General features: G+C 57.9%; 16 protein-coding genes. 11 read left to right on the top strand and 5 right to left on the bottom strand.

Features of this window, described 5'->3' with window-relative positions; all coding sequences use genetic code 11:
• Nucleotides 1–17: 17 nt before the first annotated feature.
• The gene (locus ABVT35_RS24005; protein WP_368469992.1) at nt 18–605 is read right to left on the bottom strand and encodes a histidine phosphatase family protein; all 588 of its coding nucleotides are present in this window, start codon (nt 603–605) and stop codon (nt 18–20) included.
• Between the two features lie 43 nt (nt 606–648).
• On the opposite strand from ABVT35_RS24005, the gene ABVT35_RS24000 reads away from it, so the two are divergent.
• Both ABVT35_RS24000 and ABVT35_RS23995 read left to right on the top strand, forming a co-directional pair.
• On the top strand, nt 649–2,046 hold the full coding sequence (locus ABVT35_RS24000) for an L-fucose/L-arabinose isomerase family protein (protein ID WP_368469991.1): 1,398 nt from the start codon (nt 649–651) through the stop codon (nt 2,044–2,046).
• Nucleotides 2,047–2,059: 13 nt separating this feature from the next.
• On the top strand, nt 2,060–3,145 hold the full coding sequence (locus ABVT35_RS23995; protein WP_368469990.1) for a Gfo/Idh/MocA family protein: 1,086 nt from the start codon (nt 2,060–2,062) through the stop codon (nt 3,143–3,145).
• Here the strand turns inward: ABVT35_RS23995 and ABVT35_RS23990 are convergent, their stop codons facing one another.
• Nucleotides 3,146–3,946: a 4'-phosphopantetheinyl transferase superfamily protein gene (locus ABVT35_RS23990; protein WP_368469989.1), complete on the bottom strand. Its 801-nt coding sequence runs from the start codon at nt 3,944–3,946 to the stop codon at nt 3,146–3,148. It abuts the gene before it with no gap.
• Nucleotides 3,947–3,986: 40 nt separating this feature from the next.
• The gene (locus tag ABVT35_RS23985) at nt 3,987–4,721 is read right to left on the bottom strand and encodes a GntR family transcriptional regulator (RefSeq protein ID WP_368469988.1); all 735 of its coding nucleotides are present in this window, start codon (nt 4,719–4,721) and stop codon (nt 3,987–3,989) included.
• Nucleotides 4,722–4,850: 129 nt separating this feature from the next.
• On the opposite strand from ABVT35_RS23985, the gene ABVT35_RS23980 reads away from it, so the two are divergent.
• The 5 genes from ABVT35_RS23980 to ABVT35_RS23960 all read left to right on the top strand — a co-directional run bounded on the left by ABVT35_RS23980 (nt 4,851) and on the right by ABVT35_RS23960 (nt 9,394).
• On the top strand, nt 4,851–5,138 hold the full coding sequence (locus ABVT35_RS23980; RefSeq protein WP_368469986.1) for a UxaA family hydrolase: 288 nt from the start codon (nt 4,851–4,853) through the stop codon (nt 5,136–5,138).
• A 10-nt stretch (nt 5,139–5,148) separates the two neighbouring features.
• Nucleotides 5,149–6,315 (top strand): UxaA family hydrolase, encoded by a 1,167-nt coding sequence (locus ABVT35_RS23975; protein WP_368469985.1) that lies wholly within the window; start codon nt 5,149–5,151, stop codon nt 6,313–6,315.
• 42 nt (nt 6,316–6,357) lie between these two features.
• Complete coding sequence (locus ABVT35_RS23970) at nt 6,358–7,308, top strand: hydroxyacid dehydrogenase (protein ID WP_368469984.1); 951 nt, start codon at nt 6,358–6,360, stop codon at nt 7,306–7,308.
• Entirely contained in the window at nt 7,305–8,309 is a 1,005-nt protein-coding gene (locus ABVT35_RS23965; protein WP_368469982.1) for an Ldh family oxidoreductase, read from the top strand. Before ABVT35_RS23970 ends, ABVT35_RS23965 begins: the two co-directional genes overlap by 4 nt.
• A gap of 164 nt (nt 8,310–8,473) precedes the next feature.
• Nucleotides 8,474–9,394 carry a PHP domain-containing protein gene (locus ABVT35_RS23960; protein WP_368469981.1) on the top strand — a complete coding sequence of 307 codons (921 nt, stop codon included), beginning with the start codon at nt 8,474–8,476 and terminating at the stop codon, nt 9,392–9,394.
• Between the two features lie 41 nt (nt 9,395–9,435).
• Here ABVT35_RS23960 and ABVT35_RS23955 read toward each other — a convergent pair whose 3' ends face one another.
• Both ABVT35_RS23955 and ABVT35_RS23950 read right to left on the bottom strand, forming a co-directional pair.
• A complete protein-coding gene (locus tag ABVT35_RS23955; RefSeq protein ID WP_368469980.1) occupies nt 9,436–10,152 on the bottom strand; it encodes a response regulator in 717 nt (238 codons plus the stop codon).
• Nucleotides 10,153–10,203: 51 nt separating this feature from the next.
• Nucleotides 10,204–13,128 carry an ATP-binding protein gene (locus tag ABVT35_RS23950; protein WP_368469978.1) on the bottom strand — a complete coding sequence of 975 codons (2,925 nt, stop codon included), beginning with the start codon at nt 13,126–13,128 and terminating at the stop codon, nt 10,204–10,206.
• Between the two features lie 237 nt (nt 13,129–13,365).
• Here ABVT35_RS23950 and ABVT35_RS23945 point away from each other — a divergent pair, with 237 nt between their 5' ends.
• The 4 genes from ABVT35_RS23945 (at nt 13,366) to ABVT35_RS23930 (ending at nt 16,646) form a co-directional block, all read left to right on the top strand.
• Complete coding sequence (locus tag ABVT35_RS23945) at nt 13,366–14,205, top strand: alpha/beta fold hydrolase (protein ID WP_368469976.1); 840 nt, start codon at nt 13,366–13,368, stop codon at nt 14,203–14,205.
• Nucleotides 14,206–14,244: 39 nt separating this feature from the next.
• The gene (locus ABVT35_RS23940; protein ID WP_368469975.1) at nt 14,245–15,075 is read left to right on the top strand and encodes a class I SAM-dependent methyltransferase; all 831 of its coding nucleotides are present in this window, start codon (nt 14,245–14,247) and stop codon (nt 15,073–15,075) included.
• Between the two features lie 155 nt (nt 15,076–15,230).
• The gene (locus ABVT35_RS23935) at nt 15,231–15,590 is read left to right on the top strand and encodes a group 1 truncated hemoglobin (RefSeq protein WP_368469974.1); all 360 of its coding nucleotides are present in this window, start codon (nt 15,231–15,233) and stop codon (nt 15,588–15,590) included.
• A gap of 3 nt (nt 15,591–15,593) precedes the next feature.
• Nucleotides 15,594–16,646, top strand: coding sequence for an adenylate/guanylate cyclase domain-containing protein (locus tag ABVT35_RS23930; protein WP_368469973.1), 1,053 nt, complete (start codon nt 15,594–15,596; stop codon nt 16,644–16,646).
• The last annotated feature ends 19 nt before the right edge of the window (nt 16,647–16,665 follow it).

Raw genomic sequence — 16,665 nt, 5'->3', positions numbered from 1 at the left:
CCGAAATGTCGGGAGTTCTAATCCAGCAGCAGACGGGCAACCACATCGAGCCCTGGATTGCCGGGGTCGCCGTCGCGGGACGGGGCAACGATAATGGCCTCGCCCTCCCGCGGCATGATGCCCGTCAGCGCCTCAACATTTTCGGGATGGGTGACCATCACCTGGTTTCCCGGACCGCGAAACTCGCGAATGATCTTCTTGATCTCTTCGGATTGGGCGGCAAGGGCCTCGGAATCGTCCTCGACGAGATTAAGTGCCTCCAGCGGTTCAGGATCATCTCGAAAAGCATTGGTCGCTGTTTCGAGCGTGCGGCACCATTGGCTGGAATAGACACGCGATATGGAAACCGCACGGGCGGCGAACCGTACCCCGCGCCGCCGGGCCTGCTGACGGCCGCGATCGGAAAGATTGCGCTGGGTCGTGCAGTCGTCCAGCTCGAAAAAGGGCGGATCGCCGGTGCCTGGAGCCAGCGCGTGCGTCAGAAGGATTGTATAGCCGCCTGTCGCCAGCCGAGCCCATGCAGCCTCTGTTGAACCAGCCTTGGATGCGCCGAATGAAAAAATCATCAGCACGATTGCTACAAAGGCGAAGGGACGTCGTTTCATACAGCGGCTCCGATACAAAATTATCTAGGAGTTTAATCGGCAAATGAAAGAGGTACAGACCCTAGGCGTTCTGCCGCTCGGTCGGCCGACATTCGATGTCGCCTTTGCCGAAGAAAAACTCAGCGCCATGTTGAACGCTCTGGCGGCTACGGGCAAGACACTGCTTGGCCCCGGCAAGCTGTTGATGAACGGTGCAGAAACAGACGATGCGATTGAACAGATCAAAACGGCGGCTCCCGATATCGTGCTGATTTTGCAGGTTACCTTTACGGATGCCGCTGCGACAATGCGTATTGCCGGTCGTTTTGATCAGCCACTTTGCCTTTGGGCCGTACCGGAGCCGCGAGACGGTGGGCGGCTTCGCCTGAATGCGTTTTGCGGCCTCAATCTTGCCTCTCATGCCCTGGGGCTCAACGGACGGGAGTTTTCCTGGATTTATGCCGATCCGCAAGGCGCCGGTGTGGGTGCGGAACTGGAGGCGCTGTTGTCGGGTGGCCGGAAGGTCGCACCGATGGAGGGCGAGCCGTCACCCGCGGACAGTCAGACAGGTCTTGAAATCGCCGCCCAGTTAAACGGCCTCAAGATAGGACGGCTTGGAGCCCATCCGGACGGGTTCGACACCTGCCGCTACGATAAGTCGCGGCTTCACGCGCTGGCGGGTATCGAGGTGGACGAGCTGGCGCTTCAGGACCTGTTCGACAAGGCCCTGACAGTGCCCGAAATAAAAGTTGATCACATAAGGGCCGCCGCGGAACGGGATCTCGCCGGGCTTGAGGCGGTCGACCAGCAACAGCTCGACCGTTCGCTGCGGCTGAAAGCGGCAATGGAAATCATCCGAGAACGTGGCGGTTACGACGCATTTGCCGTGCGCTGCTGGCCGGAAACATTCACCGAATATGGCGGTGCGGTCTGCGGCCCGGTTTCAATGATGGGCGAGGCGCATGTGCCGTGTGCCTGCGAGGCCGATGTCTACGGTGCTGCGACGCAGCTTTTGCTGCAGGCCGTTGCTGATGCACCTGTCTTTCTGGTTGATCTGGTCGATATGGATGCTGCCGACAATTCCGGCGTTGTGTGGCACTGCGGGCAAGCACCGATTTCCATGGCTGATCCCGATGCCGTTGCAGAAGCAACCATTCACACCAACCGAAAAATGCCGCTGCTCTATCAGTTTCCGCTCAAACCCGGGCCGGTCACATTCATGCGGTTGAGCCAGGCCCGCGGCCGGCAGAAAATGATCATCGCGTCCGGCGAAATGCTGAAGCGCCCTATGGCGTTTACCGGCACCTCCGGCGTCGTGCGGTTCGACCGGCATACTGGTGACGTCCTGCCCGACATCATGAATAGCGGGCTCGAACACCATATGGCCCTTGCCTATGGCGAACATACCGAGCCGCTGCTCGCCGCCGCGGCGGCACTTGATATTCCCGTCATTCGTCTTTGAGAGTTGCACACCTATGACTAACATTCGCTATGGCATCATTGGTTCAGGCATGATGGGACAAGAGCATATTCGCAACCTTGCCCTGATCGACGGCACCGAGGTCAGTGCCGTCGCCGATCCGAATACGCAAATGCGCGACAGCGCAGCGGCGCTGGCGGGGCCGGGCTGCGCCGCATTTGACCATCACGGGGCGCTGCTCGATGCAGACCTGTGCGATGCTATCGTCATTGCGGCACCGAACCATCTGCACCAGCCGATCCTCAATGATGTCCTGCCGCTGGAAATGCCGCTGCTGGTCGAAAAGCCGCTTGGCATCAGCGGGCCGCAATGTGAAGCGATCATCCGGCAGGCCGCACCGCGCAGGGCGCCGGTCTGGGTGGCAATGGAATACCGGTACATGCCGCCGATCGCCCGCATGCTTGCGGAATTGCGGGCTGGAACCGCGGGCGCACCGAAAATGATCGCCATTCGCGAGCATCGTTTCCCGTTTCTCAGCAAGGTCGACAATTGGAACCGATTCCAGGACCAGACCGGTGGAACGCTGATCGAAAAGTGCTGCCACTTTTTCGACCTAATGCGACTTGTAGCGGGGGCGGAAGCGACCCGCATCTACGCTTCGGGCGGCATGGATGTGAATTTCCGTGATGAAAAAGTCGACGGACGTGCAGCCGACATGCTCGACAATGCTTTTGTGATTGTCGATTTTGAAAACGGCATGCGCGGCATGCTTGATCTGTGCATGTTTGCGGAAGGCGCCTATTGGCAGGAGAGCGTCAGCGTCGCTGGCGACAAGGCACGCATCGATGCCTTTGTTCCAGGACCTGCGCGTTTTGCACCGGGTGGCAAGGAGCGGGCGTCGCAGGTTGTCATCTCACCGCGCGAGAGCAAGGCACCGATCATTGAAGACATCATGATCGATGAGGCGATTTTGTCGGCCGGAGACCATCACGGCTCCACCTACTACCAGCATGAGAAGTTCCTGCGGCTGATCCGCGAGGGCGGCGAGCCGGAAGTGACGATGACGGACGGTGCAAAGGCGGTCGAAATCGGCGCGGCGGCGGAGGAATCGGCGCGGACAGGCCTGCCGATCATGCTGTGATCACCGGGGCCAGCCGTGGGACGATGCGACCGGCCTGAATTCCAGCGGATCTTCGCTGGCGAGCGGAACGATCCGGCGCAGGCGCAGCTCGGGCAGCGTATCGTTCAAGGCGCTGGCGCATACGGCAATAAGGAAATCCTTTTCAACGCCTATCTGCCAGAACCGCCAGCGCGTCGCGTCATCCGAGAGCGATTTGTCGACCGCCAGGCTGAACTGGTCCGTGCCGGTAAAGTCGAAGCTGAACTTGCCAAGCGGGATCGACAGACCCATGCCGCGGGCCTTGATGTATGATTCCTTCAGCGTCCAATAGGCAAAGAACCGGTCGTGTTGCCGTGAAGCCGGCAGGGCGTTGAGTGCGGCGCATTCGAGATCGGAGAAAAACCGGTTGGCAACGCCAAGTGCCGCCGCCTTGCGGCCGGTGCTCTCGATGTCGATACCAAGGGTCCGCTGTTGCGTAACGCCCATCACGACGCAATCATGGGTGTGTGTGATATTGAATGACAGAGCTTCGGACCCGTCACCGCCGTTCTTCAGGAACGGCCGTCCATACCGGTTTTTGCCGAAGGTCAGTTCCGCGCCATCCATTGACAGATACCGGCCGAGGACCGTGCGCGTCAGTGCCCGGGTGATCAAAAAGCGGTGGCGATCGGTATCGCGCACCAGGCGCTGCATTCTCGTTTCTTCGTCCGGCGACAGAAGGCGGCGATATCCACTCAGCAGCGCGGTGTCCGCCACGTCGTCGGGCCGGGCGGTCCAGATGTCGATCCTGTTCGGCGAGGCGGACAGTGTTTGTTGCGGCACGATTGTTCTAGTCTCCCGGAGGAAGCGCGGCTATGGCCTGTCAGGGCAGGTTGACTGCATAATGCATATTTGCCGTCAGGCAACGGGAACAACGCAGTTCAACCGGTTTTCCCTCAAGATCGCGGGCGATGCGGGTGATCAGCAATAGCGGTTCGCCAACGCCGCAGCCCAATGCCGCAGAATCGCGCTCATCACACAGGACCGCCTTGAGCTGCTCATCGGCCTTGGCGATGGTTATTCCCCAACGGCTGGAATAGAGCTGGTAGATATTGTTCGGGATTTCCGTCAGATCCTCGAAGCCCGGATATTTGGCGGTCGGAATGGTGATCGTCTCGGCAATGACCGATTTGCCGACCATCTGGCGGACGCGTTCGATACGCCATACGGGCGCATCGGATTCAATCTCGAGAAATCCTGCCTCCTGCGCCGTTGCCGGCTCCTGCGACCAGCACAACAGCCTTGAATCGGGAAAGGTGTCCTCATCGGAGCTTTCGTCGGAAGTCAGCCGGAAAAACTGGAACAAAATACGAGAATCTTCGGGCTCCGCGACGAAGGTGCCGCGTCCCTGCCGGCGAACCAGCAGATTTTCCGCCGTCATGGCATCCAGCGCCTTGCGCACCGTTCCCTGGCTGACGCTGAGCTGTCTTGCCAGCTCCTGCTCGCTCGGGATGTTCATGCCCGGCTGCCACGTACCGTCGACAAGGCGGCGAATGAGCTGGTCCTTGACCTGAGCATAGAGCGGTTTGAAGCCGATATTGGTGTCTGTGTCCTGCAAAACCTAGTCCATCTGTCTTTTTTTCCTGTTTAGCGTGATCTGGTTGACAACGCCAGTATGTTGTATCTTATATAATATATAAGACTTGGGCCAGAAGGGTCCAATATCCTGTTATTTTTGGAGGCAGCCTTGAGTATCCCGCAATTGCTGGTTCACGACCATGAAGACAATGTTGGTGTCGTTGTTGTGGAAAATCTGACGGCCGGTACGAATATGACCTGTGTCGTAACGCATGATGATTCCGATTTTGAGCTGACCTGCGGCAATGACGTGCCGATCGGGCACAAGGTTGCCCTCAGGGATCTGGCCGTCGGCGACACGGTCGTCAAATATGGTGAGGATATCGGCAAGGTGGTTGCGCCCATCAAAAAGGGCGAGCACGTGCATGTGCACAATCTGAAGACCAAGCGCTGGTAGGAGACCGATCATGTCACAGAAAATTATGGCGTATCGGCGTGAAAACGGCCGGGTCGGCGTTCGCAACCACGTTGTCATCCTGCCGCTGGACGATATTTCCAATGCCGCCTGCGAGGCGGTCGCCAACAATATAAAGGGAACCATGGCGCTGCCGCATGCCTATGGGCGGCTGCAATTCGGCGAGGATCTCGACCTGCATTTCCGCACCATGATCGGAACGGGCGCCAATCCGAACGTTGCGGCCGTCGTCGTCATCGGCATCGAACCGGAATGGACGAAGATCGTCGTTGACGGCATTGCCGAGACCGGAAAGCCGGTGACCGGTCTTTCGATCGAACAGCGCGGCGATATCGCCACCGTTGCAGCCGCATCGCGTGTCGCCAAGGACTATGTGCACTGGGCAACTGAACTGCAGCGCGAAGAATGCGATGTATCGGATCTTTGGATTTCGACAAAATGCGGCGAGAGCGACACGACAACCGGGCTTTCGTCATGCCCGACCGTCGGCAATATGTACGATAAACTGCTGCCGGAAGGCATTTACGGCTGCTTCGGCGAGACCTCGGAAATCACCGGGGCGGAACATCTGTGCGAGGCGCGCGCCGCCAATCCGGAAGCGGCGGCCAAGTTCATGAAAATCTGGAAGTCCTATCAGGACGATGTCATCGAAGCGCACAAGACATCCGACCTTTCCGACAGCCAGCCGACCAAGGGCAATATTCTGGGCGGTTTGACGACCATCGAGGAAAAGGCGCTGGGAAATCTAGAAAAGATCGGCCGCACGTCAACCTATATCGATGCGCTGGGACCGGCCGAGGAACCGAAAAAGGGCAAAGGCCTTTATTTCATGGATACGTCGTCAGCAGCGGCCGAATGTGTCACGCTGATGGCTGCGGCCGGATATGTGATCCATACTTTTCCGACCGGCCAGGGCAATGTTGTCGGCAATCCGATCGTTCCGGTCGTCAAGATATCGGGTAATCCGCGGACCGTTCGCACCATGGGCGAGCATATCGATGTCGATGTTTCAGGCATCCTGCGCCGGGATATGACGATCAACCAGGCCGGCGACGCGCTGATCGACATGATCGTGCGCACGGCCAATGGCCGCAATACCGCCGCCGAGGCGCTCGGTCACCGCGAGTTCGTCATGACCAAACTTTACCGAAGCGCCTGACTTATGGGACAATTTGCAGGTTTCATACGGTAGGAGCCGACAATGGCAAAAATCGTTATCACCGAATTCATGGATGACGCCGCCGTGGATGCCCTAAAGCAGCAGTACGACGTTTTCTATGATCAAACCCTTGCTGACCGGCAGGACGAGATTGTCCCGCTGGTCGCCGATGCCGCTGCGCTGATCGTGCGCAATCGCACGCAGGTGACGGCTGACCTCCTGGACGCGGCACCCGACCTCAAATGTGTCGGTCGGCTCGGTGTCGGCCTTGATAATATCGACATGGAGGCCTGCCGGGAGCGCGGTGTCACCGTATATCCGGCAACTGGCGCAAACAACCTCTGCGTTGCCGAATACGTCATCACAAATGCCATGCTGCTCCTGCGCGGGGCCTATCAATCCACCGAAGCGATGCTGCAGGGAGAATGGCCGCGCCAGGCGCTCATCGGTCACGAGCTTGCAGGCCGGGTGATGGGGCTTGTCGGATTTGGCGGGATTGCCCGCGAGGTTGCAGTGCGCGCCAGCGTGCTCGGAATGCAGGTCGTCGCCTATGACCCCTACTGCCTTGCTGATGATCCGGGCTGGCAGCTCGCCCGCAATGTTTCGCTCGACGGGGTTCTGGATTACGCCGATGTGGTCAGCCTTCATGTTCCGCTCACCGGCGATACGAAACACATGATCGATGCTGAGGCGCTGGCAAAGATGAAAAGCCAGGCGGTGATCATCAATACGTCCCGCGGCGGCATTATCGACGAGGAGGCGCTGGCCTCCGCGCTTTCTCAGGGGAAACTGGCGGGCGCAGCGCTTGATGTCTTTGAGACCGAGCCGCTGTCTGCAGAGGCAGCGATGAAATTCAGCGGCCTGAAGAACATCATTCTTACACCGCATATTGCCGGCGTGACGCAGGAATCAAATGTCCGCGTCAGTGCGATGACAGCGCAGACGGTTCTTGCCCATCTGGACGATGCGGGCGAGCAGGCGATCCATTTATGAGCGAAGATAACAGGTTCAGTCCCGGTGACGTGCGCCAGTTGATCAGCAGCGCACTGGTGCGCAGCAACACGTCCGAAAAAAATGCGGCAAGTGTTGCCGATGCGCTGCTCGCGGCAGAACTCGCGGGGCAGAGCGGTCATGGTTTGCGCCGCGTTGGCTCCTATGCCGCGCAGGCAGCTTGTGGCAAGGTGGACGGCCAAGCTGAGGCCGGTCTTACCCGGCACCGGCCAGGTTCGGCGCTCGTCGATGCCGCAAACGGATTTGCCTATCCGGCAATCGACCTTGCGCGCGACTGGCTGGCGGAGGTCTGTCCCGCACAGGGGATAGCCGTTGCAGGGATAACCCGTTCGCATCATTGCGGTGTTGCGGGTGTCATTGTTGAATCGCTTGCGGACAAAGGCCTCGTGGCACTGCTTTTTGCAAATACACCGGCAGCGATGGCGCCCTGGGGCGCGACACGGGCGCTTTTTGGCACTAACCCCATTGCCTTTTCAGCCCCGGTTGCCGGTGGTGATCCGGTGACCGTCGACATATCCCTTTCGCGTGTCGCGCGCGGCAAGATCATGGCCGCCAATCAGCGCGGCGAGGATATTCCAGAAGGGTGGGCCTTCGATGCCGACGGGGCGCCGACCACCGATGCCAAGGCCGCCCTTGCCGGCACCATGGCGCCGCTGGGCGATGCCAAGGGTACCGTGATGGCGCTTATGGTGGAGCTTATCTGCGCTGGGCTGACAGGCGCCAATTACAGTTTTGAGCAGAGTTCGTTCCTGAATGCCGAAGGCGGCCCGCCGGGTGCAGGACAAACGCTGATCGCCATCGACCCGGGCGCATTCGGTGTCAATGGACTGCAACGATTTGCGATGATGGCCCAGATGATCCAGTCGACCGATGGTGCACGATTGCCCGGCCGTCGCCGCCAGCAGATAAGGCGCGATTACGAAAATAACGGAATTCCCGTCGATCCGCAGTTGTTTGAGGCGATCGAGGCGATCGGGGCATGATATTTGTCCGCGCTGCAGAACCTTCCTTGCCGGACTTGCTTCAATTGTGAACCGAAGCGCTGCCGCCTTGGATGGAGGTCCCTTTCATCATTGACTTCGGGCCCCATTGTCATGAAGCCTTCACATGTGACGGGCATGGAGATCCGACATTTTGAGAGGCGTGAATGACCGATACTATGTTTGCGGCCCCCGGCCGGTTTTTCCGAGGCAATCTCCACACTCACAGCAACCGTTCCGATGGTGCGCTGGAAGCCGAAGAGGTGTGCAGGCGCTACAAGGCGGAAGGCTATGACTTCTTGGCGCTTACGGATCATTTTATCGGTATTTACGAATATCCGATAACCGACACGGTACCGTTCAGGGACAATCAGTTTACAACGATCCTTGGTGCCGAGCTGCATTCGGGAACCATGCAGAACGGTGAGATATGGCATATCCTTGCGGTCGGATTGCCACAGGAATTCGCACCACCGGATGCCCCTCACTTCGGACCCGTCGATGGTCAGGAAACCGGTGCGGAGATTGCCCGGCGCGCCCGCGATGCCGGTGCTTATGTGGCAATTGCCCATCCGCAATGGTCCGGCATGAGCCTTGATGACGCGCGCGGTATCGAAGCTGCCCATGCGGTTGAGATCTACAATCATGGCTGCGCGGTCAGTGCCGACCGTGCCGACGGCTTCCACACGCTTGATCTTTTACTGTCGGAAGGAAGGAAACTCGATTTGTGCGCAACCGATGATGCGCATTTCACCGAGCCGGACCATTTCGGCGGCTGGGTCATGGTCAAAGCGCAGGAGAACAGCCCAGACAGTCTCCTCGCGGCCCTCAAGGCCGGACACTACTATTCCAGCCAGGGCCCGGATTTTCACAACATCGTCTGGAACGACAAATCCGTCGAAGTTGATAGCAGTGCCGTGTCGACCGTCATCGTGCAGGGTCAGGGTTCGGCGGCTGTCTCGCTGCATGGCGATGCGATGACCCGAGCGGAGGTGCCCTTGATGCGGTTTTCAAATTCGCCCTGGCTGCGGATCACCATTGTTGATCGCGCCGGAAAACGGGCCTGGTGCAATCCTGTCTGGCGCTGAATTTCCTGCGTTGACGTGCCGGATCGAAAAATGCCCGGCGTCTACGAACTGCCTTCTGGATCGTAAATATAGCCGATGCCGCGTACGGTTTTGATGATCGCCGGTTTGGCCGGGTTCTTCTCGATCTTGCGCCTCAGCCTGGAGATCCGGATGTCGATGCTCCGGTCAAAGGGATCCCAGCTTCGGTCATGCGCCTGTTCAAGGATCTGATCGCGGTTGAGAACGCGGCCCCGGTTGTCGGCGAAGGCTTTGAGGAGGTTGAATTCCATTGCCGTGAGCGGAACCTCTTCGCCATCGGGTGCGTGCATTTTTGCCGATTCGATGTCGAGGACATAATCACCGAACATGGCCGTTCCGGCTTCAGCCTTCTTCTTGGGGCTATCTGCGCCCCTGCGCCGCAAGACAGCCTTTATGCGGGCTTCAAGTTCGCGCAGATCGACCGGTTTTCCGAGATAGTCGTCGGCTCCCATTTCAAGTCCGATGATCCGGTCCACGACTTCACCGGCTGCCGTCAGCATGACGACGGGCGTCTGATCATCAATGCGCAGCGACCGCAGGGTCGTCAGGCCGTCTTCGCGCGGCATGTTGATGTCCAGGATGATCAGATCGATCCTATTTCCTGACAGGACCGACCGCAGCTCGTCGCTGCTCGCTGCCTTGGAAACCTTGAAGCCGCGTTTGCACAGATATTCGTGAACCATTTCACGAACATCCAGTTCGTCATCGCAGACCAGCAGGTGATAGTGACTGTTTTCCATTTATCCGTCTTTTCCGCCGTTAAAGACCGCTCCAGTAAAATGGGTCAAAGTTCAGTTCCTTTGGTTCAATATGCCATATACAAGCTCGCGTAATTCCGCCGGGGATACCGGCTTTTCCAGATAGGGCCGCTTCGATTCCTGTAAGAGCGCCTGCGAAGCCGCACCCATCGTATCTCCGGTAATGAAAGCTGTTTTCTCCAATACACCCGGATGTGTGTCCCGAATGGCTTCATAAAGACCGCGGCCATCGAGCTGCGGCATGTTGAGATCGCTGAGCAGAAGGTCGTAAGTCTCGTCCTCAAGCATTTCGATGGCGCGATCGCCCGAATGGGCAAGGTCAACCCGGAAGCCTTCTTTTTTGAGTATTTCGGCTATCAGTTCGGCGACCTCGACTTCGTCATCGACGATCAACGCCCTTACTCCGCCGCCGTGCCGCCCGGCATCGTCGCCATTGGCACTTTTTTCAGCAGCCTTGCCGGCCATGGGAAGACATATGCAGAAACGGCTGCCGCCCTGGTATTCGGTGTCGACCCAGATGTGTCCGCCGTGGGACAGGATGATGCGATGGCTGAACGCAAGGCCGATGCCGGTGCCGTCGCCCACTTCCTTGGTGGTGAAGAACGGCTCGAAAATCCGCGCCATGATATTTTTGGGGATGCCGGGGCCGTTGTCCGTAACATCGATCTGGACAAATTCGCCTGATTTGGCGATGCCGGTGGATACGGTGATGCGGTCGCCCTTGCCGGCGCCGGCGATCGCCTGTTCGGCATTCATGATGAGATTGATGACGACCTGAGTGATCTGGTCGGCATCGGCGACAATATTGGGAAGGTTATCGGAAAGGTCACAGGCAATTTCGAGGCCATCGTCCCGCCGTCCGTACCCGGTAACGTCAACGGCTGTGGAGATCACCGAATTGATGTCGGTGCTTTCCATCTTCGTCGGCTGCTGTCTCGCCATGGCGAGGAAGGTCTTGACGATTTTTGCGCAGCGTTCGGCCGCGTTGCTGATCTTTTCGATGCGTTTGATTGTTTCTGGCTCGTGCGCCTCCTCCCGCAGCATCAGCGAGTGGCCGACGACAATGGAGAGCGGATTGTTCAGCTCGTGCGCAACGCCCGCCAGCAGTTCGCCGAGCGCCGACATTTTTTCGTTCTGGAACAGCATTTCGCGCTGGTTGGAGAGCTCTTCCTGCAGGGCAAGCTCCCCGGTCAGGTCGCGGGTGTTGGAGACGATGACCTGCTCGCCGTGAAAATCGATCAGCCGGGCCGAGATTGAACCCCAGAACTCCTCGCCCCTGGCGTTTATGAGCTTTACCTTGTGCTCATTGATCCAGCCCTTTTTACGCAACATCCGCAAATAATCTCTGCGATCCTGCGGATTGACATAATAATCCTTCGCCATTTCGACCGGCCCGAACAGAGCGGTTGTCTCCGGGCTTCGGAACAGCAGCTTTCCGGTCGCTGCATTGGTCATCTGCACCGGTACCGGGCAAGCCTCCAGAACCTGTCGTATCAGATTATCGGCTTCGTTCTGGCTGGTCAGATCCATGGCGGTCGTGACAACGACCTCCTCGCCCCTGTAATCGGCGATGCGGCCATAACAGGATGCGGGAAACTCTTCTCCGTCACGGTTGATGAGGGTGAGCTTGTAGTCGTCTACGCGGCCGTCCGCCAGAAGGGCGGTGATGTAGTCGGCACGCTCGTCAATGCTTCTGTAGGAATCGATCGCCGTCTTGACCTTGCCCAGCAATTCCAGCGCGGCCGGATTGCGGTAGAGCACCTCTCCATCGCCCACCCTTGCCATCACCACCGGGACGGGGCTTGCCTCCAGGACCTGGCGGATCAGCTGATCGCCTTCGCGCTCGGCGGCTTCGGCTTTTTTCTTCTCGGTTATATCGGTGCGGGTCACCACAAACCCGCCAAGTTTGGTCGGGTGCACGGAAACCAGGTAATGGGTTCCGTCCGTTTGCTTCAACTCATAGTCCTGAATGTATTCGATGCCGTTTTCGAGCCGGTTGGTCACCCATTGGTCTTCGTGACCGATGGCTTCGGCGTAGACGCCACGCCGCGCCGTTTCCCGCATCAGGATTTCCCATTCGAGACCCGGCTCCAGTATATCCTCGACAGCGTAGTTCATCTCGCGGTAGCGGTTGTTGAAGAGCACCAGGCGGTTGTCCTCATCATATAGCGCAAAGCCCTCCGAAAGGGCTTCGATGGCATCGCGCAACATATCGCGCGCCTTGGCGGTATCCTCTTCAAGTTCGGTCCGGTCGGTAAGGTCCTGAATCGCGTTCACCACCAGATGCCGCCCGTTGTGCTGGGACACCTTCGCGCAGCCCTCGACAAGGATCTCGCGTCCTGTCTCTGACTTTGTCTTGACCGGATAGTTCTCAATCGAGCCCTTCAACTGGAGCTTTTTCAGCATTTCCAGACTGTCGTCCCTGTCGAGAAAGAATTCAGAGATGGAGCGGTTTTCCTGGGCGTCCGGGCCGACGCCGTAGAGGCGGTTGGAGGCGGGATTGGAATAAAGTACTTCGCCGGTTTCGATCTCGTTGATCCACATCGGCAAGGGAATGTGCTCCACGAGGAAATGCGCAAGATCCTGCTTGCGCATATGCTGGTCGATATTGACGCTGAAATAAAGCGTCCCGCCGCCGGGCTCCGGACAGCTGGAAAGCATGCGCCAGCCACCGTGTTTCAGTTTTGCCTCCAGGGCAGGGCTGTCGTGGCGGCTCCACAATTCTGCGATCTTGTGTTTTTCCTCGCCGCTATCGCCCAACTGGCCCCGGTTAACCGATTCCAGACGCTCGATATATTCGCTCAGGACCTCCGCGCGTGTCGCGGAGTCCGATATCACGCTTGCCAGCTCGAGAAATTCGCCACTCGCATCGACGAGCCGTCCGTCGGCGCCGAAACGCGCAACGGCGGTGGTTTGCCGCGCTATTGTGTCTGTATCTGCGTGCTGGAGCCTGGACATGACAAATTCCTATCCCGCCAGTGTTTCAGTCGGTTTTCAGTACCAGGGCCTAATGTTTCAATTGTTTCAGAGGCCCGAGCGCCTTGTTGGTTAACGCCTTGAATTCCCAGAATAGTTTTTTAAGCCTGTTTTGCCGATGCGATAACAAATGAAACACAAAACGGGTTGATCTGAAAATAAAACGAAACTTTCACGCCTGAAAGTGCGGTCAAACGAAAATACAGCAGAGTAAGTCTGATGACCGTATATACCAACATCGCAGATATTTTCAGTGCCCCGGTCGTGGCCCTCCACTCTTCGGCTTCCTGCAGCATACAGTGGAAGCACCTTGCCGGCGAACTGAACGGGCGCTTTTCATTGAGCGCTCCCGATCTGCCCGGATATGGGTTGTCGGAAATGGCGATCGATCCCGCAATGACGGGCACTGCCGCTATCGCCGCACCGGTCATCGAACACATCGCTGAATTCGGACAGCCGGTTCATCTCGTCGGCCATTCCTACGGTGCTGCCATTGCCGTGAAAGTTGCGCTGATGCGCCCGGATCTGGTCAAGAGCCTGACGGTTTATGAACCTGCCGCCTTTCACTTTCTGAAAGAGGGTGACGACCAGGACAAAGCGCTGTTTGGCGAAATAGAAGGCGTCCGCAACGCCGTTTCGGAAGCGGTTGCCAACAGAACCGCCAACCGGGGCATGGATACATTCATCGACTTCTGGAACGGGAATGGGACCTGGGCAGGTCTGCCGGAAAAGAGCCGGGAAAAGCTGAGTGCCCTGGCACCGTCTATTCTGACGGATTTTGCCTGCGGTCTTTCAGAAACATGGACGCTGGAGGACATAGGCAGGCTGAATATCCCGACCCTTGTTCTGATGGGCTTGGAATCGCCGGAAGTCGCGCAGCATGTCGCGGTCAAAGTCGCCGGTGCCATTCCCAATGCACGCCTGGCGATGCTGCCGGGGCTGGGACATATGGCGCCCGTATTCGAGCCCGAATGGGTCGATCCACGGATCTGCGAACATATCGTCGGCAGCGAAAGGCAGGTTGCGAACTGCAACTGGCCGCAGCGGTCGGCCGCTTAAACATGGGGCGGTGCCCCGAACCAGTGAAAGGAATGACCAATGAACATTGTAACCCCCATCGCTGAATCCCCTGACTACGGGAAAATCAAAACCAAACAAAATGGTGCCTGGTCTTCGGGCGACTACGGAAAAATAGGCATCACACTGCAGATCACAGGAGAAGAACTTGCCGAGGCGGCCAATATCGCACCGGGTTCAACGGTTCTTGACGTTGCTGCCGGAAACGGCAATGCGACCCTGGCTTTTGCCCGCCGCTGGTGCGTGGTTACGTCGACCGACTATGTTGCCACGCTTCTGGAAGCCGGCCGCCAGCGTGCCGATGCGGAAGGCCTTGATGCAACGTTCCGCGTTGCCGATGCTGAAAATCTTCCCTTCGATGACGGACAGTTCGACGGCGTTGTCTCGACGTTCGGTGTCATGTTTGCTCCGAACCAGCAGAGGGCGGCCGCCGAGATGGTGCGGGTCTGCCGCAGCGGCGGCAAGATTGCACTGGCGAACTGGACACCTGACAGCTTTATCGGAGCGCTGTTCAAGACGATCGGCAAATATGCGCCAGCGCCCGCCGGATTGGATTCGCCCACGCTGTGGGGCGCACGCGGGTGGGTCGGCGAAACCTTCAAGCCGCAGGCGCAGTCGATATCGATAAAGGTCAAACGCTTCGGTTTCCGTTATCCGTCGCCGCAATATTTCGTCGATTTCTTCCGTACGTTCTATGGTCCGGTGCACAAAACGTTTCTGATGCTCGAAAACGAGCAGAGAAAGGCTCTTAACGACGATATTCTGGATACGATCGCCGAATTCGACATCGCAGAGGACGGAACAATGCTTGTTCCCTCCGATTATGCCGAAATCGTCATAGTCAAGGCTTGAGTTGCCGCCGCCGGTGGACCGGCATATCGGGAACCGGGCGATAATCATTGCCCGGTTTAGTAATTAGAGACTATAGCGAAGATTATCGTGTTATAATTGCTTGCAAATTCGAACAAAAAGAACTCGAATGGCAAGATCTCAGGGAGTGGCAGGCAATGGTTGAGCAAACGCTTTTCGAAAAATACGGCGGCTTTTCCAGTGTCAGCAAAGTAGTACTTGCTTTTTACGACACGTTGCTGGACAGCGATGATATTGGGCCATTCTTTGACGATGTCGACATGTCACGCATGGTGGATCATCAGACAAAGTTCATCGCCTCCCTGCTCGGCGGACCGGCGTCCTACACGGATAATCAGCTCAGGCAACTGCATTCGCATCTCGACATTGAAAACAGCCACTTCGATGAATTGAAGATCGTGTTGAGAGAAACTCTTGAAAGCCACGGCTTCGACGCCGCCGATATTGATGCGGTGTTGGAGGAATTCGAAAGCCGCAGAACTCTGATTGTGGGATAGGCCATGTCGATAGAAGCCATCAATGAACAGTTGCTGCGCGCCATCGGCGTGGGTGTCGCCTTGCTCGACCGGTCCAGTTTTTCCTTCCATTTCTACAACGATACATTCGAGGAGTGGTTCGGCAGGCCCGAGGAGGCTGCGACGCTGGCCGATTTATTTGCGGAGCTCGATCTGGATGCGCTTCGCGATGGCCTGGAGAAGAACGGCCGGTTTACGGCCGAAACCAGGTTCAAGAAAAAACGGCGCACGATGGTTATCGCCGTGGATTTCGCACCTACGTCGGAAGGTGGGCAGGATATTGCGGTTCTGGTGTGCCAGAACATTACCCGCATCCGTGAGCTGGAATCGATGATCGATTCCTATTCGATGATGGTCGAGCGCAACAATCGTGAAATCAAGCGTGAGAAGGAGCAGGTGGAAAAGCTGCTGCTCAACATCATGCCGCGTTCGGTTTATGAGGAATTCAAGACCTTCGGTGTCGTCACGCCACAGCTCTACGACCCGGTCTCGGTGCTGATGCTGGATTTCGTCGGGTTCACTGACATGGTGGCATCGGCCGATCCGAGCGTCACGGTGACTGAGCTCAATGACATATACAGTGCCTTTGACCGCATCGGCGAGCAGTTCGGCTGCGAGCGTATCAAGACGATCGGCGACGCCTATATCACTGTTGCCGGCCTTCCCGATCCGACGCCGGACCACTCCAAGTCGGTCGCCAACGCCGCCATCCGGTTCATCCGCTATCTGGAACGGCGCAATTTGAGCCATCCGAACCAGTGGCGCTGCCGGATTGGCCTGGCAACCGGCGCGGTTGTCGGATCTGTCGTCGGCATTCAGAAATATGTCTATGACATATTCGGGCCGGCGGTGAACCTGGCATCAAGGCTGCAGGAGTTTTCCGAACCCATGCAGATCAGCGTACAGCACGAAATGGCGCTGGAACTGCGCGATCAGTTCGAGCTGGACAGCCTTGGAACGCGTGACATTCGCGGCTTTTCCGAACAGGAGATTTGGCGGCTGTTGGACGCAACCAAGATTGCAAGCGACGCGGGCTAGGTCCAAATAACGGCGGCAG

This window comes from Hoeflea sp. TYP-13 (genome assembly GCF_040932035.1).
In the GTDB taxonomy this organism is placed as follows: domain Bacteria; phylum Pseudomonadota; class Alphaproteobacteria; order Rhizobiales; family Rhizobiaceae; genus Hoeflea_A.
This window is presented reverse-complemented; position numbering and strand designations above follow the sequence as displayed.

Coding starts and splice junctions, on each gene's coding strand:
- ABVT35_RS24005 (WP_368469992.1), bottom strand. CDS start 605: ATGAAACGACGTCCCTTCGCCTTTGTAGCAATCGTGCTGATGATTTTT.
- ABVT35_RS24000 (WP_368469991.1), top strand. CDS start 649: ATGAAAGAGGTACAGACCCTAGGCGTTCTGCCGCTCGGTCGGCCGACA.
- ABVT35_RS23995 (WP_368469990.1), top strand. CDS start 2,060: ATGACTAACATTCGCTATGGCATCATTGGTTCAGGCATGATGGGACAA.
- ABVT35_RS23975 (WP_368469985.1), top strand. CDS start 5,149: ATGTCACAGAAAATTATGGCGTATCGGCGTGAAAACGGCCGGGTCGGC.
- ABVT35_RS23970 (WP_368469984.1), top strand. CDS start 6,358: ATGGCAAAAATCGTTATCACCGAATTCATGGATGACGCCGCCGTGGAT.
- ABVT35_RS23965 (WP_368469982.1), top strand. CDS start 7,305: ATGAGCGAAGATAACAGGTTCAGTCCCGGTGACGTGCGCCAGTTGATC.
- ABVT35_RS23960 (WP_368469981.1), top strand. CDS start 8,474: ATGACCGATACTATGTTTGCGGCCCCCGGCCGGTTTTTCCGAGGCAAT.
- ABVT35_RS23955 (WP_368469980.1), bottom strand. CDS start 10,152: ATGGAAAACAGTCACTATCACCTGCTGGTCTGCGATGACGAACTGGAT.
- ABVT35_RS23950 (WP_368469978.1), bottom strand. CDS start 13,128: ATGTCCAGGCTCCAGCACGCAGATACAGACACAATAGCGCGGCAAACC.
- ABVT35_RS23945 (WP_368469976.1), top strand. CDS start 13,366: ATGACCGTATATACCAACATCGCAGATATTTTCAGTGCCCCGGTCGTG.
- ABVT35_RS23940 (WP_368469975.1), top strand. CDS start 14,245: ATGAACATTGTAACCCCCATCGCTGAATCCCCTGACTACGGGAAAATC.
- ABVT35_RS23935 (WP_368469974.1), top strand. CDS start 15,231: ATGGTTGAGCAAACGCTTTTCGAAAAATACGGCGGCTTTTCCAGTGTC.
- ABVT35_RS23930 (WP_368469973.1), top strand. CDS start 15,594: ATGTCGATAGAAGCCATCAATGAACAGTTGCTGCGCGCCATCGGCGTG.